This is a genomic window from Flavobacteriales bacterium (assembly GCA_021739695.1).
Lineage (GTDB): Bacteria > Bacteroidota > Bacteroidia > UBA10329 > UBA10329 > UBA10329.
Map to the genome: position 1 here is coordinate 12,706 of JAIPBM010000033.1, position 17,720 is coordinate 30,425.

The following is a 17,720-nucleotide window of genomic DNA, read 5'->3' on the forward strand; positions in this document are numbered from 1 at the left end:
GCTATTTAAAGACAAAAGAACTCCTTTTGTACGTTTATATTCGCAGCATATCAATTACTCCAAATGAGAAAATCGCTTTCACTTGCTGCACTACTACTTTGTGCAATTCCTTCATTATGGGCTCAAGTAAGTCACGGAGGTCAACCACTGGCTTGGTCTCAAACTTCTACTTCTGCTCAAATTGAGTTCATACGTCTACCAGAATTGGACATGACTACCATTTCTGAAGAAGACAGGGAAAATGACAGATACAAGGAATTCGGATTCCGATTTGGGATTGAGCGCAATGTGGAACTGAATGCATCCACCAGCGGAACTTGGACCACTGAAGGCAATCTGAACGTGTGGCGTTTAGGAATACACGCTCCAAACGCCAAAGGTGTCAGCGTACTTTTCAGTCAATTCAACATCCCTAAAAAAGCAAGCCTCTTTGTGTATGATGAGGAAAGAACGCACTTCATCGGTTCGTTCAACTACACCAATCTGCAGGCCAATGGCATGCTTTCAACCAGTTTGGTGTATGGTGAAAATGTGATCATTGAATTGCAGCTTCCAGCTGATGCGAACACTTCTGATGTAGCGCTTTCCATTTCTAAAATTGTGCACGCCTATCGCGGACTGGATTCACAGTTTGAAGAATTGAAGGCACTTGCCCGTGGTCCTTTTGGCAACAGCGGTGCTTGCAATATCAATATCAACTGCCCACTTGGAGACGATTGGCAAGTAGAAAAGAAAACGGTGGCTCTTATAGCTGATGGCGGTTTCGCTACGTGCTCAGGAGCATTGATAAACAATACGGCCAACGATGGTTATCCATACTTTCTAACTGCCAATCACTGCTTGGGAGGTGGCGTTGGAAACTGGGTTTTCTACTTCAACCACGAAGCGGCAAATTGTAGCGGTAATACAGGACCGACCAACCAAAGTGTTTCTGGTGCCACCATTCTTGCCAACAATTCAGGTTCCGATTTCGGGCTTTTAGAAATCAACAACGGAAATGCCATTCCTGCCAATTTCAACGTGGAATTCGCAGGTTGGGACAATTCGGATCAAGAAAGTGCGGTAACGGCAGCCACTGGAATTCACCATCCGTCTGGAGATCTGAAGAAAATCTGTCATGATGAAGATGGTCCGACTCACAATTTCCAAGATGGTGCAGAAGTTTGGTACATCGATCAATGGGAAGATGGCGTTACCGAAGGCGGTTCTTCTGGAAGTCCACTGTTCAATCAGGATCATCGCATTATCGGACAACTTTATGGAGGTGCAGCGGCATGCAGCGGAAGCTCAAACAATGGTCAGGCCGACTGGTACGGTCGTTTTGGTGTATCGTGGAATACAGGCACTACTTCCTCTACTCGATTGATCGATTGGTTGGATCCGTTGAGCACTGGAGCCACAACGCTTGATGGCTACCCAACAGGAGCGGTTTCTTACACGCTCGATGCCTCTTCGTATGGATTATTGAACGTTCCAGAAGTGTTGTGCGAACCAGCTTTCATTTCTCCAACATTTGTATTGAAGAACAATGGCACCAGCAACCTTACCAGTTGCACCATTACTTACAGCTACAACGGTGGAGGCGCTCAAACCACCAATTGGACCGGTGATCTGATTCAAGGAGCAACAGAAAATGTACAACTTGGAAGTTTCACTGCTTTGATCGGAACAAACACCATTGATGTGGAGATTTCTTCTGCCAATGGGCAAACGGATGAAAATCCGAACAACAACAGTTCTACCCAGACATTCGATCTGAATGTTGGCGAGCAAGTATTGGAATTGACCATAGAAACAGACAATTACGGTTACGAAACCTATTGGGAAGTTCGTGGCCCAAGCAATCAATTGGTTGCATCGGGCGGCAACACAGATGTTGGTGCAAACGGAGGTGGAAATCAAACCGCTGCACAGGGTGATCCTGGAGCTTATGCTGCCAATGCCACCATCACCGAAACCATACAACTGGTTGGAGATGGCTGCTACACGTTTCTTATTGTAGATGATTTTGGTGACGGAATCTGCTGCGGATTTTTCAGTGGAAATGGAAGTTACTCGCTCAAAGATGGTAACGGTGTAGTGATGGCTGAAGGCGGTGAATTCGGAGATTCGGAGGAAACTGAATTCGGAATGGTTGCTGGACTATCTGTTTCAGAAACAGATCTTGGTAGATTGGACCTTTACCCAAATCCGACCAATGGAACAGTTTACATTGATGTTGAACACGCAGAAATGTTAACTGGAATAACCGTAACCGACCTATTGGGAAGGAATGTACTCCAAGTGAACGGTCAAAAAAGCAATAGAACAACACTGGATCTGAGTCCATTTAAAAATGGCGTCTACCACGTTTCGCTTTATTCAGAAAATGGCGTAGTGACCAAGAAAGTAATCGTTTTGAACGATTGATTGTAACGCGATTTACGCTTAAACGATCGTCTAGGCATCATGAATTTGAAGCAATATTTGATTCTACTGTTGATAGCTGCCAGTTTGATGGCCTGTAAGAACAATGGTCAGAATACAGTGGCATCCGAGCCAGCGAAAGTTGTAGCTGAGCTTCCTTCCATCAAACCAATTATTGTCGACAACACACGAAAACCACGTTCAGAATTCGATTTTCAGTTACTTGATGCGAGCACGAAAGGAGACATTCTATCTGTTGTTGTCAGATACAGTGGCGGCTGCAAAGAGCACGATTTCAACGCTTACTTTTCGGGTGCTTATGCCAAAAGTCTTCCTCCGCAGGCCATCGTAGAGTTGGAACATCTGAACCCTGACAATGATCCTTGCCGAAGTTTGGTGAAAGACACGTTCCAATTCGACCTGAAACCGCTGAGATATTCAGCCTCCGAAGAAGTGATTGTAAAGTTTGCAGGAGATTCAGAAAAATCAGTTCGATACCGATACTTCAAAGACCCTCGAACCAAGTAATTGAGCTCTTCAACCACTATTTCCGCCAATCTTTTAAAGCTACAATCCTCTAACGAGTTCGGAAAGTTGGTTGCGAAGTTTGTCTGAAACTTGAACTAGCGGCAGACGAAGATGTTCTTCGCAAACGTCCAATTCGCGAAGCGCACATTTAACACCAGCCGGATTGCCTTCTACAAACAACAGATTTACGATATCGAACAATCGGTATTGAAGGCTACGCGCAGTGGCAAAATCGCCCGAAAGGCTTGCGCGGATAAGATCTGAATAATGGCGTGGAAGTGCATTTGCTACCACAGATATGACGCCATCTCCTCCGCTCGCAATCAACGGCAAGCTGAAGTTGTCATCGCCCGAAATGACCAAGAATCCATCAGGTCGGTCTTTGATGATACGCATACATTGATCCAAACTTCCAGAAGCTTCTTTGATGGCAACGATGTTTTCGAAATCATGTGCCAGTCGCAGCGTGGTTTCTGCGGCCATATTTGAACCCGTTCTGCCTGGAACGTTGTACAGAATGATCGGCAACGGAGAGCAATCGGAAATTGCTTGGTAGTGAGCATAAATTCCATCCTGCGTTGGTTTATTGTAGGCCGGAGAAACCGAAAGAATGGCCGTCAGGCCGGTCTTATCAAGGTTCTTCAATTGTGCACAAACAGCGGCTGTATTGTTTCCGCCAACCCCAAGAATAACCGGTAATCTGCCAGCATTTGCACCTACAACACAATCAAGAACATCTTCTTTTTCCTGTTTATTGAGGGTCACACTCTCGCCTGTTGTTCCTAAAACGACCAAGTATTCCACACCTCCATTCACCAAGTGATTGGTCAGTTTTTCCAAATGCCCGTAATTGATGCTGCCATCACCATTGAATGGCGTTACCATCGCAACGCCTGTTCCTTTCAATTCTTTCATGCTACAAATTTACGAGGTCAACACTATTCCAGATCAGAAGAATTTGAATCAATTTAAGAATTGATGATGGTCAGTCTTGTTGCCACTACTCAAGAATATTTTTGACCAAAACAAACACAATTATGAAAAAATTACTCTTTCCACTTATGATTTCCGCAATTGCAATTGGCGCCACTTCTTGTAAGAAATGTGCTGAATGTACGTGTCCAATAATCAACGACCACGACTTTTGCATGGAGGATTATGATTCCAAAGATCAATATCAAGCAGCCCTCACTTTTTTCGAAAATGAAGGTTGCGATTGTAAGGAAAAACTGAAGTGATCAACGATTACTTCTTTTTGGAATTATCGAATATTTCGAGATAGTGCTGTATCTGCGAGATCAGATAAGGAAGTTCAGCGTTGTCATCCACGTTGATCATCAGATCAAAGTATTCTTTGAAACCATCGCCAAAGCGACCTACTTTGAATTGCGCGCGCGATAGCCCGACAATGAAGAGTAGTGGAATGAATTTATTGAGTCTCAGGTCAATCAGAATATCAAATGGTTCACTCATAAAACCGACCACTTTTCGGCCTTGCGGTTTATAGTACCAATTGAAATCGTCTCGGGTGAAAAAATCAAAATCCTGACTTGACTGGAGAAAGCTGGCCACTTCTGCCTTCGGAACGTAGCCCAACGCTTTCACATTTCGCAGGCCGCCACCTCGCAATTTATCTGCAAACTCGCGGATCAGTTTGAACGTTCGCTCATCACGCGCATTGAAAATGATGCCGATGTTGCGAGCGGAGTCCAAGCCCATACTCTGCACTTTCCGCGTACGGATACGCATTTCCTTTTTCAGGAAATACTCTCCGGCCATTTTCCGCATTTTGTTGATGAACGGAATATCTAGCAACCACTTTTTCACACTACAAATTACGTTGAATGTTACTGACAAGGTTGCGGCACTTGTCGAGATTTGTTAACACCAGCTTGACGATAAGCTATTGGTTTTTCGCAACTCCTCGAACGTCATATTCCCGTTTGCTAAACCGGATTACTGTATCAAGACGTTGCTTACTTCTATATCCCAAAAGATGGAAGATCTCAGTGGCCAAAAACCGAGCTATCCGTTTATTTACAACAAGTGTTTGGCGCTCTCTCGGATCGCGCGTTACGCCCGGAAGCCAAGTCAGGACTCTGTCAAATCGTATTTTCCTAAGTCTTGAAGAAAGATGCAGCCAAAAAGGCGAAACAGATCTTACCAGAAAAAAACCATCATCACCTTGCGCTTGGTATAATGGCATGAAAACACGTCCATCATCTGGCGCCAAAACAGGGCCATTAGTAGTTTCCGCCAAGCGTTCGCCTTTATTCACAGGCTGCATGTTGGAATAGCCTGGTTTCATTGTGAACTTATCCTCTGATTTTACAGCTTGCCTGAAATACACCTCAAAGACCTTCCCGTGGTCGGAATTGGATGCAGCAAGCAGAAGGTGTTGTTTTCCAAAATCAGGAACTTCTGATTCAGAAAGCAATCCGCCATAAACCATTGAATGCCAAACAAATGCCTCATGGTATTTGATGCTATCCAAAGAATAATGTTCGCCAGCTTCAAAAGCCAAAGAAGGATAACCGATCTCCATCACCCAGCTCAGCAATGGACCGATGAGGAATTCCTCAATTCCTATAATGACCGGAACAGGGAACTTAGTGGAGAAATCACGATTGATCAAGGTGTCATTCAACGTTATGAACGGAACAGTTGGAGCTGATGTAGTATGAAGATCGATGCAATAGACCTGATGTTCATGTTTAGCGAAAATGTCTTTCCCGATCTTGAATAACTCGAGTTGCTCCAATTCATCAGCATTCAGTTCCGATTCGTTGTAGGTTCCTTTATCCAGTTTTCGAATCCGATCTTTCGTCCAAATTCGGTTGAGATCTTCTTTGTCAAAACGCTGCTCTTTTTCGAGGGAATGCATGTTTCCTGCAATCGCGTAAATGCTGCCTTTGATCTTCGGTTTCAGACGCTTGATCTCATTCATGACCTGAACGAGCGCCACCACACCAGACGATTCATTCCCGTGAATCCCTCCGAAAAAAACGAGAACGGGACCGTTCTCATCTCCATGAAACTCGCCAATGATCCGCTCAACCTCGAAATGCTCATTCAAGGCACGGCTGTAAAATTTTACTTTCCTCAACTCCTACTCGTCTTCCAATTCAACCAGGTCAAACTTAGTGATAACCCCGACCAATTTTCCCTGATAAATGACAGGTAGTGAACCGATTCCTTTTTCTATCATGATCGATTTTGCTTCCAGAATGGGTGCATTTGGGTCGATGGTGATCACGTTCCGTTGCATGATCTCTGAAGCGAACATGTTTCCGAAAGTTCCATACTTCTCGCGGCCTTTTTCAAGATCTCTGGTTGTGATAACACCAATGCATTTTCCTGCTTCATTTTCTACAGGAACATGATGGAAACCTCGCCATTTCATGATCTTTTCCACCAATTCAACTAGATCATGTTCGTGTACCGTCTGCGGATCCGTACTCATCACTTGGTACACCTTTTCGAGCTTCAATTCTTTGCCGGTAAGTTGATCTTTTGAAGCCAATGGCCATTCTCCCACAGGTTTTCCGCTGGTCTGATTGCGGTGCATCAGTGCGGTCATTCTTCGCAACGAAACATCTTTCAAGTGTCCATCTTTCAGAGAACGATAAGCGCCTTTCATCCATTGTGCGCCATTGCGCGAACTCAAACGCTGACGAATTACACCCAGATAATTCCGGATAGATGCATCATCAATACCTGCTTTCCTAAGTCCTGCTTCGGCAATAGGTAGCAGTTCATCATGAATAAGTTCCTTGGTGTCCACCACTTTTCCCATCCACTGCATCTTGGTTTCCATGCCGCTTAAAGCTGCACGGAGGAAATTTGCCTTCACACGCTTGAAGTCCATTTTCTCCCACATGCGAGAATATTCTTCCGGCATTCCCTTCATCAACCCGACCCAAAAAGCAAAGTTTGCCATCTCATCCAGTATGGTTGGTCCTGATGGGATATAACGGTTCTCAATGCGCAGATGCGCTACGCCTTTTGCTACACCATAGCACGGCCTGTTCCAGCGATAAACCGTTCCGTTATGCATTCGAAGTGCTTTCAGCTCAGGAATTCTTCCTTGCTTGAGTTCCTCAAGCGAATCGTGTTCTATATCGCCAGCAACCAGGAACGTGAAGCGAGCAATGTCTTCTTTAAAAATTTCTGAAATGGATTCTCTAACCCAACGCGTGCCGAAGGTTACACGCGGCTGCTGTTCGCGAATAAGGGTAGAACCACTTCGAATATCGATGCTTTGCTGAAAGAGCGCAATCCGCGTTTCTGCCCACAGTTCTTTCCCTAAAAGCAATGGCGAATTGGCACAAACGGCCAATATGGGGCCAGCAATAGCCTGCGCCCAATTGTATTGCGCTACGGCTTCATCCTGTTCTATCTGCAAATGTGTCTGAAAGCTGGTGTTACATGCTTCAAAAACAATGGAATCGTGCTTGGCAATGAGCTGATCGACACCTTGAATGTTGAGTTCGAAATCTCCGCCTTTGTGCTCTTTCATCACGCGATTCAACTCCTCGAATCGAGGATTTGGCGTCATGTGCTCAAATTCAATGTGACGTGGCGTAATGGTGGGAAGAATGCCTGTGAGAATGATGTGCATATTCCGCTTCTCAGCCTCTGATTCTGCTCTTCCTAGCAACTTCCGTAATTGATGCTCTACGCGTTCAAACGAGTCTTCCTTCAATTCCTGCGGATCCAAATTCAACTCCATGTTGTATTTGGCCAATTCGGTAGTGAAATGTGGATCGCTCAGCGCTTCCAACAATTCAGCGCAGGCATCTTCTGGTTCCCAATTGCGGTTGGTAATACAGAATTCCTGCTCTGCTCCTATTCGTTGAATGCCTGTTTCAAACAATCGCTCAGCGATCATCTTATCAAATGCATCAATGTCGTGCAGAATATGTCGTAGAAAATTGGCGCGTTCGCGCAGATCTGAAATGGACTTTACGGCTTGGTCACCCATCGGAACTTGTTTGGCAAAAGGTATAAATGTTCAGCCAATTGACATTCTCACAATTATTAACTTCGCTCAAATTCAAAATTCAAGCATGAAAAGAACCTTACTATCCATTGTTTGTATCACATTAGGCACCGCATCCTTCGCGCAGCAAACCACCCACAATTGGAATTATGATGGCGTTAGCCGCAAATACATTCAGTACGTACCTTCTGTTTATGATGGCAGCGAAGCGGTTCCATTGGTTCTTGCACTGCATGGTTTGGGCGATAACGTAACTAACTTTCAAGGAGTTGGATTTCAGTCAGTTGCCGACACGGCCAATTTCATCGTTGTATATCCTGAAGCACTGGTTGATCAGGCTTTTACAGGTTCAACAGCTTGGAATTCTGGTGCTGGTGCATTCGGCATCAGTCTAAATGGCACGGTGGATGACGTTGGTTTTTTGAATGCACTTATGGATACGCTAAGTGCGCAATACAATATTGATCAGACAAGAATTTTTGCAACAGGATTCAGCATGGGTGGATTCATGGCCAATCGCTTAGCTTGCGAACTGAACAACCGAGTGGCGGCTACAGCTTCCGTTTCTGGACCGATTGGATCTACGCTCACTTGCAATCCTGGTCAACCAGTACGTGTTTGCCATTTCCACGGAACGGCAGACGCAACCGTTGGTTATGGAACAGATGGTGGAGGCACAAATGACAACACCTTCGGCACCAGTGTATTGGAATGGATCAGTTTCTGGACCACGAACAATGGATGTGGAAACGTAACGCTAGAAGGTCAGTTCCCTAATACTCGTAATGATGGATACACCGTTGATTATGTAGAATACGCTGGCTGTAATGATGATTCGCGCGTTGTGCATTACAAGGTTCATGGAGCAGATCACACATGGTTGTTCAAACCAACTAACGACATCGATTACACCACTGAGATCTGGAAATTCTTCATTGGGGTTTCTCCAAGCAATCTGGTTCCTGCTGGAATTGCAGAAACGGAAATTGCTACCATCGGCATTTATCCAAATCCAACTACTGGCATGTTGACGATTGAAAACACAGATTCAAAACTCCTGAATATTTCTGTGTTCAGTACAACCGGTCAACTGGTGAAGAATTTTTCTGCGGTTAGCAGAACAGTTGATGTAAGCGACCTTGAAAAAGGCGTTTACCAAATGATGGTTGCTACAGAAACTGGCTTATTCTCCAATTCTTTTGTGAAGCAATAGATTCGTTTTTTGATTGAATTGAAAAGGCCCGAAGCAGAATTGCTTCGGGCCTTTTACTTGCGTACCACCTCGCACTGTCCAATCAACCTATTTACCCTCCAGTGCCGGTTAGTTTGATGAATCAAAATTACCCTGCCAAGCCATTGGCAAATGTTAGCATCTGTTAATGTCTGTTAATGGAGCAATCGGTTATTGAACTGTGAGAATCAGAAAGTGAACTTCTCCGTCATCCAAACGCCATTCATTTTGATGCGAGCGAAATACATCCCGTGTTTCATCTGTGAAGGAAAATCAAATCGATTCGTGTTCGGAGCAAAGCTTCCGAGCAATTTTCCATCTACCGCGTAAAGCACAATCAACTCCATTTCATTAGCGCTGGTCACGGACAGCTGATCTCCGTTTCTAATTAATGTGACTGCTTCCGTTTGTAGCTCTTGGACGCCATTTGGCGATTCGGCCGCACAATGCAAAAAGAATGGAAATTCAATCTCAGCTCCAGGATCATTGAACCAATCTAAAGGTGCAGAAATGGTTGGTGAAGCAAAACTACTTGAAGAAGAAACGGTTAACGTTGGTCCTCCTCCAGAAGGTTCTCCCAATGCAGACAATGAATATGAATATGTTCCAGGAGCAAGACACAGCCCGTGAAACCAGTATTGCTCGTTGGTAGTCATTGTAAGCACGCCAGATTCTATGATTGAACCTGAAGTGTCAGACACGCTCCAAGCAAAATCTCCTAACACCAAGGCACCGCCCCAATTCTGAAAGCCAATAACGAGCGAATCGCACGGAGAATCAGCACAAAGTGATTGATCAAGCGGCCACGTACACACTTGTGTGTCGTAAAAACCAGTGAAGAGTTCCAGTTGCCCCGAGAAATTATCGAGTGGATCATGAACTCCATTACTCACTTCCAACAAATGCACCGACTCTGATCCGATTCCGAAATAATTGACGGTTTCCTTAGCGAGCGTATCACCATTGTCGTCAATGATCACAAAACCCGGATAATCGAAAATCTCATTCGAATTATTGTTCTCAACATGAACCACAATCACGGAATCCGTGAATGGACTGTATTTGATTGAAATGAAATCCAGCGAATCACAGACAGTCTGCGATGATGCGGAGAAAGAAAAAACGAGGAAAAGGAAAAAAGTCAAAAGGTGTTTCATGGTTGGACGGTTTGCAGCTTAAACGCATCAAAGCGAATTGGGCTGCCTCCAATCAACCAAGCACGCACCTTTTCAATGATGCAACAGCTTCTCTACTCCTATCTTGATCCTTCGAGCAGCTTCTTTCAAATTCGTTTCTGAAGTTGCGTAAGACAAACGGATGTAATTGGGAGCTCCAAAAGCCTCACCAGGAACCATCGCCACATGACATTCGTTCAAGAAATACATGCAAAGGTCATTACCATCGTTTACTTCTTGACCGTTGAAAGAATGGCCAAAAAGCGCAGAAACTTCTGGAAAAAGATAGAAGGCACCGCCAGGCATATTGGTTTTAAAACCTTCAATATTTGAGAATAACTCTGTAACCAGATCTCGTCTTGTTTGAAAGAGATCACACATGTCTTTCAACCAATCCTGAGGTGTTTCTAATGCTGCAATAGTAGCACGTTGAGCTATGGAGCACGCACCAGAAGTAATCTGTCCTTGCATCTTATCGCAAGCTTTAGCAATCCACAATGGAGCTCCGATGTAACCGATACGATATCCGGTCATGGCGTAGGCTTTAGAAACACCATTTACCGTTATAACCTGATCATACACTTCTGGAAATTGCGCCAAACTTTCGTGTTTGCCTATGAAATTGAGGTGCTCATAGATCTCATCCGCAATGGCAAATACACGTGGATTTCGCGAAATAACCTTAGCGAACCCTGCCAATTCCTCTTTAGTGTAGAACGAACCTGTCGGATTGCTTGGCGAACTGAAAATGACAAGTTTCGTGTCGTCATTGATCGCCTCTTCCAATTCGTCAGCAGTCGATTTGAAATCCGTTTCAATTCCTGCTGTTACGAACTTGGCCTTTCCTCCTGCCAACTTCACCAATTCCAAATAACTGACCCAATATGGAGCAAGAATCACCACTTCATCTCCTGGATCAACCAAACTCAAAATAACATTGGCAAGCGACTGCTTAGCACCAGTAGAAACAACGATCTGGTCTGGTTTATACTCCAATCCATTTTCGCGTTTGAATTTCTCACAGATCGCCTTACGCAAGTCAGGATAACCTGCAACTGGCGGATAATGACTCCAGTTATCATCAATGGCTTTTTTGGCCGCTTCTTTCACGTGGTCAGGCGCATTCAGATCGGGTTCACCTAAGCTAAGAGAAATCACATCGATCCCTTCGGCCTGCAATTCGCGACTTCTACGCGCCATGGCAATGGTTTGTGATTCGCTGAGTTTCTTGATCCGTTGTGATAGATACTTATCCATTGATGAAATTTTTCGCAAAGCTAATGCATGTGATGAGGATTTTAAGGACTGATGAGATCAGGTTATTAATACAATTCAACATACTAAGCGGTGAGGTAAATGCGTTGAAAAAGTAATTTCACGCCAAATTCAAGTCATGAACGAAACTGTCGCTGTCATCCTAGAAATACTGAAGTACACGATTCCCTCTGGAATTGTATTTGCGACCGCTTACTTTCTTCTCAAGAAATTTTTGGAAGAACAACGCGAGTTGGCCATTCTTCAGGCGAAAGCCAATGTTTTACCTGCACGTTCGGAGATGATTCCGACCCGCATGCAAGCCTACGAGCGACTTGTTTTGTTTCTGGAACGAATTGAACCGAATAACATGATTCCAAGGGTTCATCATCCAGCCATGACAACCTTGGTTTTTAAACGCGAATTGCAGAAGACGATACGCGAAGAATTTGAGCACAACCTCACGCAACAGCTTTATGTTTCGAGCGAAGCGTGGAAAAAGGTGATTGAGAGCAGAAATGCGGTAAACCAATTGATTGAACTTGCTGCTAAGAACGTGGGCGACAATGCCACGGGAGTTCAATTCAGCTCCATGCTATTCGAAATTCTCAGTAAAGCAGGCTTTTCGCCAACTGCTTCGGCCATCGATGCATTGAAAGCAGAAGCCCGTCAGTTGCTATAACCCCAATGCTTCAGTAGTTCTTTTGCAGCTGCAAAGGGACTGAGTTTTCCGTCTTTCACAGCAGATTTGAGTTGCTCTAAGCTTTCCAATGTCGAGGGATTTGAGTAAAACCGATGGTTCAACTCTTCAGAAATGGCCTGTTCGAGCCAAAATCCATTCTGATTCGCTCTATTCTCTGTCAAAAAACCACCTATGCGAACGTGGTTGAAGAAACTATCGCAGGATTTTAGAATTTCCTCCAATCCGTTTCCGTTCAGCGATGAACAAGAAAGCACCGGAACGGTCCAGCCGCTTTCCTTGGCTGGAAACAAATGCAAGGCTTGATGATACGTGGCCTTCGCCAATTTCGTGTAACTGGCATTTTCGCCATCATCCTTATTGATGATGACCAGATCGGCCATTTCCATGATGCCGCGTTTGATGCCTTGCAGTTCATCGCCTGCGGTTGCCAATACCAACAGCACGAACATATCAACCATCGAATGAACGGCCGTTTCGCTCTGTCCTACTCCAACGGTTTCTACCAAGATCGTATCGTAACCGGCAGCTTCGCAAAGCGTGATGGTTTCGCGTGTTTTGCGCGCCACTCCACCGAGCGAACCGCTAGAAGGTGTTGGTCGGATGAATGCATTCGGATCGGCAGAAAGCCGTTCCATGCGTGTCTTATCTCCCAGAATGCTGCCTTTGGTAATATCACTGCTAGGATCAACAGCCAAAACTGCCACTTTCCTTCCTGCTTTGGTCAATGCAGAACCGAAAGCATCGATGAACGTGCTTTTCCCAACTCCAGGAACTCCTGTTATTCCAATACGCTGACTTTCCAAGCCGTGCGAGGAACATAGCGTGACAAGTTCTGCGGCTTTTTCCAGTTGCTCATCCCGTGTACTTTCCACCAAGGTAATGGCTTTGGCAAGCGAAACACGGTCACCTGCCAGCACACCTTTTGCTAAATCCTGAATGCTGATGGGTTGAGACATACTGCTAATTTACCAACTTGAATTCACAGCCCCTTACGCAGGAATCTGCTGACTGAGACAATGCAACGTTCCGAAACCCCAAATCAGGTCGGTAGCTGCAATGCCAATGATCTCGCGGTCTGGAAAGCAATCGGCAATGATATTGAGCGCCACACGGTCGTTGCTATCGTTAAAGGTTGGAACCAGCACACACTTGTTCAATATCAGGAAGTTCGCATAACTTGCAGGTAGGCTTAGCTCTTCAAACACGATCTGTTTCGGCATCGGCAAGCTGACCACCTTTGGGGCTTTCCCATTTTCGAGAATTGCTTTTTGCAAACGTTGATAATTGTCTTGAAGTGCCTTATAATTCGGGCTGTTCTTGTCCGTTTCCACTACAGTAATAATTGTGTCTTCACTCACAAAGCGACACAGGTCGTCAATGTGTCCGTGGGTATCATCGCCAATAATTCCATCTCCTAACCAGATCACATTGGTAACTCCCAGATATTCCTTGAAAACGGCCTCGTAATCTGCTTTGGTGAATCCTTGATTCCTGACCTGAATGCTCGGATGCAACAGACACTCTTCTGAAGTAAGCAAGGTGCCTTTTCCGTTCACATCGATGGCGCCACCTTCCAAAATCACTGGTTTTCCTTTGTAAACTGCGGAGGTAAGTGGAAGCTTCAGGAAATCGGCCACTTTCTGCGGCACACCTTTATCCAACTGATAATTGGAATACTTGGCCCAACCATTGAAATGGAAATTGAGCGCTTCCCGCTTGCTCCCATTTTGGACAACAATGGGTCCTGAATCGCGCATCCAACTGCGGTTAGTGCGATGAAGGATGAAAGATACCTTCTTCAGATCGACATGCGCTCGTTGGAGCATATCTGTCACTTTTTCTTTGAGCGTTTCATCGTTGACCACCAGAATGACGTCTTCGTAGGAAGAAACCTTCTTGATGAATTCAATGAAAGCCCATTGAACGGCTGCGTATTTCCCTGGCCAATCGTTGCCATTGTGCGGAAAACAAAGCAGCATGCCACGTTGCTTTTCCCATTCAGCAGGAAATCGTCTCATTTATCGATGGCTCTTTTGGTGATGTCTCCAAAAGCATCAATCCTTCTGTCTCGGAAGAATGGCCAGTTCTGGCGCACATTCTCCTGAAGGTCCAAGTCAACATCCGCCATTAGAATCTCTTCCTTATCGTGCGAAGCCATAGCTAGAATCTCTCCCTGCGGACCAGCAATGAACGATGCGCCCCAAAACTCAATTCCGGCTGTACCAGGAACATATTGCTCCAAACCAATTCTGTTTGCTGCCGCCACGAAAACGCCATTTGCCACCGCATGCCCTTTCATCACATTCATCCAAGCGTTGTATTGCTTCTCTCCATATTCCTCTTTCTCTTGCGGATGCCAACCAATAGCCGTTGGGTAAAACAACACTTCCGAGCCTTGCAAGGCAGTCAATCTAGCCGCTTCCGGATACCATTGATCCCAACAAATGAGCGTGCCGATGTTTCCTTTTTTGGTCGGAATGTTCTTGAATCCCAGATCACCTGGTGTGAAATAGAATTTCTCGTAGAAATGTGGGTCGTCTGGAATATGCATTTTGCGATACAGGCCAGCCTCTGTTCCATCGGTATCGATGATGTATGCGCTATTGTGATAAATGCCCGCCATTCTTCTTTCGAAAAATGGAACGATGATGACCGCGCCTAACTCTTTTGCCAACTTGCTAAAAGCGTTGAACGAAGTACCGTACAATGGTTCTGCCAAGGCAAAATTGGCAGTATCCTCGCATTGACAGAAGTAATGACTGCTATACAATTCTGGCAAACAGATTACCTCGGCACCTTGCTCAGCTGCCTTTCGAACCCAAGTTTCGCACTTTTTTAGATTATTCTCGGCCGTATTGTTCAGGTTCAACTGCACCACCGCAATCTTATATTTACTCATATTCTGTATTCAATTTGTGAGGCGATAAATATAAGAGACCTTAAGCGGAACCATAGATGAGAAATTTGGCTTTCGTTAGAGGTTGCGGGAATCAATCGGAAATCACTTCACTGAGAACAAGCTGAAACCCGCTGCTGATTACATTTGCAGGATGCGCGAATTCCTACTTTTTTATCTGGGATACAACTTGGTGGTCGGCATGGTGCTCACCACTTTGTATTTGATCAAGTATCAGGGAAAGATGAAGCCCTTGGAAATTGCTTTCCTATTGGTTTTTCCAGCCATTGGTCTTGGAAAATCCATCTATGCCCAAAACATAGTCAAAGGCGAACAACCGGCATTTCCCGAAAAATGGTTCATGTGGAAATACATGGTGAAAGTTAATTGGGGTTTCATGGCCATTCTTGCCCTTACGCCTGTGGTTTTCTTTCTGTTCCTGTTATTAGGCATCTCCATTTCTAGCTTGTCTGAATTTGGCTTTGGCGACCTGAGTTCGTTGACCGAATTGGGTGCCATGGTTGGTAGTGGAATGATTGCCCTCGTGGTTTTCTTCGGGTTGATCATGGCATTGGCGTTGGCCATTCCCTATTTGATATTCATCTATGTTCCTAAACATCAGATGCAGATGATCGAGCGAAGCGTTCAATTGGAACTCATCAGAAATAATCAAGCACGAAGCACAGCAAGTGAAAAGCCAGCAGCAAGCAATTACAAAATGAAATCAGCAGAATTATTTCCATTGGTGGATGTGTATGTAAAAGACTGCATCAACGAATTCAAACACATACCGAAAGACCGAAGAAAGGCGTTGGAAGAAGTGGCCGCTGAACTGAGCCGCAAGCTGAACGCAAGCGAACAGGTAAATCTGATGTTCATCTGCACCCACAATTCGCGCAGAAGCCAGTTTGCGCAGGTTTGGGCCGCAGTGGCAGCAGCGCATTACGGCATTCGGAACGTGCACAACTACTCTGGCGGGACGGAAGCAACAGCTTTCAACAAACGCGCAGTGGCAGCCATTGAACGAGCAGGATTGTTGACAAAAGGAACGGTAGGCACCAATCCGCGCTATGCTGTCCGATTCTCAGACAATTTGGGTGCAATCGATTGTTATTCAAAAACCTTCGATGATCCGGCCAATCCGCAGAAAGGTTTTATTGCCATCATGACCTGTTCGGATGCTGATGAGAACTGTCCACTCGTTCCTGGAGCGGATTTCCGCAGCAGAATAACGTATGAAGATCCAAAAGTAGCCGACCGAACAGAAGAGGAAACGCAGCGCTATGACGCGCGCTGTCAAGAGATTGCCACCGAAATGCTGTATCTCTTCAGCAAGGTCTGACGCATGGATCATCGTCATTTTATCCTCTACAAACCTGACTGTTTTCTGTCGCAGTTCGTATCGCAGCAAACCAAGCGGAAAAACAAAAAGATGCTTGGTCAACTGTCTGATTTCCCTGAAGGCACCATGGCCATTGGCCGCTTAGATGAACCTTCCGAAGGGCTGTTGCTACTGACCACTGATGGCAAAATGAGCGAGTACATCAGAAGCAAGCAGGTTGAAAAAGAATATTACGCACAGGTGGACGGAAACATTGATGAATCGGCCATTGAAAAGCTGCGCAAAGGTGTACAGATCAGGACCGAAACGGGAATGTATACCACACTTCCGTGCTCAGTTCGGTTGCTTCCTGAAGCACCTTCCCTTCCGCCCCGAACAAAAAGGATCCGTGATGAACGACACGGCCCCACTTCATGGATATCCATTACACTAACAGAAGGCAAATACCGTCAGGTGAGGAAAATGACGGCAGTTGTGGGATTTCCAACGCTACGATTGGTACGCGTGCGTATCGGAGCCATTCAACTAAAAGACATGGAACCTGGAAATGTGCTAGAAGTTTCCGAATTCGAGGTTTAGATTGCCTTTCTGAATTACCTGCCGGAAACGTTGAATTTCAAAATATTTGTAATTTGAAGGCTCAATCAAACCATTCAAGCCATGAAAACTACCATTCTAAAAATTCTTTTTCCAGCCTTTGTGCTTGGTTTTGTCTTCGCTTCTTGCGAAACAAGTGTCGATTCAGGATGCAGCTCAACTGACTGTGACCTCCCGAACGGAGAATGCGTTGATGACCAATGCGTATGCATGCCGGGATACGAAGGTGAAAATTGCCAAACCGAACAGCGCCAGGAGTTCTTAGGTGCCTACTCAGTGAATGAAAGCTGCGACAACGGTAACGATTCGTATGACATGGTCGTGTCTGCTGGCGAGTTTGCTTTCAACGTGGTTTTCGAGAATCTCGTCAACACTGGTGCCAACGTTGTGGGTGTTGTAAGTGGAAATAATGTGGTTATCAATTCCCAGACATTCGATCTTGGCGGAGGAAATTCGCTGTATCTAAGTGGCACAGGTTCTATTGCAGGTAGCGAACTCAGTCTATCATGCACGATCTATGAGAATGGTGGAAATGCTGATGTCTGCACCATGACTTGCACAAAGTAAAACTCCCGTTCAATCACTT

The 17,720-nt window shown here is 45.2% G+C and carries 17 protein-coding genes; 8 read left to right on the plus strand and 9 right to left on the minus strand.

From position 1 onward, the window contains the following. The first annotated feature begins 63 nt into the window (after positions 1-63). Entirely contained in the window at positions 64-2,409 is a 2,346-nt protein-coding gene (locus tag K9J17_16270; protein MCF8278284.1) for a T9SS type A sorting domain-containing protein, read from the plus strand. Positions 2,410-2,448: 39 nt separating this feature from the next. Beyond that, complete coding sequence (locus tag K9J17_16275) at positions 2,449-2,934, plus strand: hypothetical protein (GenBank protein ID MCF8278285.1); 486 nt, start codon at positions 2,449-2,451, stop codon at positions 2,932-2,934. Positions 2,935-2,973: 39 nt separating this feature from the next. Here K9J17_16275 and dapA read toward each other — a convergent pair whose 3' ends face one another. After that, a complete protein-coding gene (gene dapA / locus K9J17_16280; GenBank protein ID MCF8278286.1) occupies positions 2,974-3,849 on the minus strand; it encodes a 4-hydroxy-tetrahydrodipicolinate synthase in 876 nt (291 codons plus the stop codon). 122 nt (positions 3,850-3,971) lie between these two features. Between dapA and K9J17_16285 the strand changes: the two genes are divergently transcribed. Then, positions 3,972-4,172 carry a hypothetical protein gene (locus K9J17_16285; GenBank protein ID MCF8278287.1) on the plus strand — a complete coding sequence of 67 codons (201 nt, stop codon included), beginning with the start codon at positions 3,972-3,974 and terminating at the stop codon, positions 4,170-4,172. A 7-nt stretch (positions 4,173-4,179) separates the two neighbouring features. Here K9J17_16285 and K9J17_16290 read toward each other — a convergent pair whose 3' ends face one another. From K9J17_16290 to K9J17_16300, 3 genes are all read right to left on the minus strand, one after another. Then, positions 4,180-4,761, minus strand: coding sequence for a hypothetical protein (locus tag K9J17_16290; protein MCF8278288.1), 582 nt, complete (start codon positions 4,759-4,761; stop codon positions 4,180-4,182). Between the two features lie 76 nt (positions 4,762-4,837). After that, positions 4,838-6,040: a succinylglutamate desuccinylase/aspartoacylase family protein gene (locus tag K9J17_16295; GenBank protein ID MCF8278289.1), complete on the minus strand. Its 1,203-nt coding sequence runs from the start codon at positions 6,038-6,040 to the stop codon at positions 4,838-4,840. Positions 6,041-6,043: 3 nt separating this feature from the next. Then, the gene (locus K9J17_16300) at positions 6,044-7,918 is read right to left on the minus strand and encodes a CBS domain-containing protein (GenBank protein ID MCF8278290.1); all 1,875 of its coding nucleotides are present in this window, start codon (positions 7,916-7,918) and stop codon (positions 6,044-6,046) included. Between the two features lie 85 nt (positions 7,919-8,003). Between K9J17_16300 and K9J17_16305 the strand changes: the two genes are divergently transcribed. After that, complete coding sequence (locus tag K9J17_16305; GenBank protein ID MCF8278291.1) at positions 8,004-9,149, plus strand: T9SS type A sorting domain-containing protein; 1,146 nt, start codon at positions 8,004-8,006, stop codon at positions 9,147-9,149. 206 nt (positions 9,150-9,355) lie between these two features. Here the strand turns inward: K9J17_16305 and K9J17_16310 are convergent, their stop codons facing one another. Continuing rightward, complete coding sequence (locus K9J17_16310; protein MCF8278292.1) at positions 9,356-10,324, minus strand: T9SS type A sorting domain-containing protein; 969 nt, start codon at positions 10,322-10,324, stop codon at positions 9,356-9,358. A gap of 72 nt (positions 10,325-10,396) precedes the next feature. After that, a complete protein-coding gene (locus tag K9J17_16315) occupies positions 10,397-11,599 on the minus strand; it encodes a pyridoxal phosphate-dependent aminotransferase (GenBank protein ID MCF8278293.1) in 1,203 nt (400 codons plus the stop codon). A 136-nt stretch (positions 11,600-11,735) separates the two neighbouring features. On the opposite strand from K9J17_16315, the gene K9J17_16320 reads away from it, so the two are divergent. Next, complete coding sequence (locus tag K9J17_16320; GenBank protein ID MCF8278294.1) at positions 11,736-12,278, plus strand: hypothetical protein; 543 nt, start codon at positions 11,736-11,738, stop codon at positions 12,276-12,278. On the opposite strand, the gene meaB is transcribed toward K9J17_16320, so the two are convergent. From meaB to K9J17_16335, 3 genes are read right to left on the minus strand one after another with little or no spacing between them, the layout of a single operon-like run. Beyond that, the gene (meaB, locus tag K9J17_16325) at positions 12,266-13,255 is read right to left on the minus strand and encodes a methylmalonyl Co-A mutase-associated GTPase MeaB (protein MCF8278295.1); all 990 of its coding nucleotides are present in this window, start codon (positions 13,253-13,255) and stop codon (positions 12,266-12,268) included. The genes K9J17_16320 and meaB overlap by 13 nt on opposite strands. Before the next feature lie 33 nt (positions 13,256-13,288). Further along, on the minus strand, positions 13,289-14,317 hold the full coding sequence (locus tag K9J17_16330; GenBank protein ID MCF8278296.1) for an agmatine deiminase family protein: 1,029 nt from the start codon (positions 14,315-14,317) through the stop codon (positions 13,289-13,291). Then, complete coding sequence (locus tag K9J17_16335) at positions 14,314-15,198, minus strand: carbon-nitrogen hydrolase (GenBank protein ID MCF8278297.1); 885 nt, start codon at positions 15,196-15,198, stop codon at positions 14,314-14,316. The genes K9J17_16330 and K9J17_16335 overlap by 4 nt, the downstream gene beginning before the upstream one ends. Positions 15,199-15,349: 151 nt before the next feature. Between K9J17_16335 and K9J17_16340 the strand changes: the two genes are divergently transcribed. The 3 genes from K9J17_16340 (at position 15,350) to K9J17_16350 (ending at position 17,701) form a co-directional block, all read left to right on the plus strand. Then, positions 15,350-16,537 carry a hypothetical protein gene (locus K9J17_16340; protein ID MCF8278298.1) on the plus strand — a complete coding sequence of 396 codons (1,188 nt, stop codon included), beginning with the start codon at positions 15,350-15,352 and terminating at the stop codon, positions 16,535-16,537. Positions 16,538-16,540: 3 nt separating this feature from the next. After that, positions 16,541-17,116, plus strand: a complete 576-nt coding sequence (locus K9J17_16345; GenBank protein ID MCF8278299.1) for a pseudouridine synthase — start codon at positions 16,541-16,543, stop codon at positions 17,114-17,116. An 81-nt stretch (positions 17,117-17,197) separates the two neighbouring features. Next, complete coding sequence (locus K9J17_16350; protein MCF8278300.1) at positions 17,198-17,701, plus strand: hypothetical protein; 504 nt, start codon at positions 17,198-17,200, stop codon at positions 17,699-17,701. Positions 17,702-17,720 lie beyond the last annotated feature (19 nt).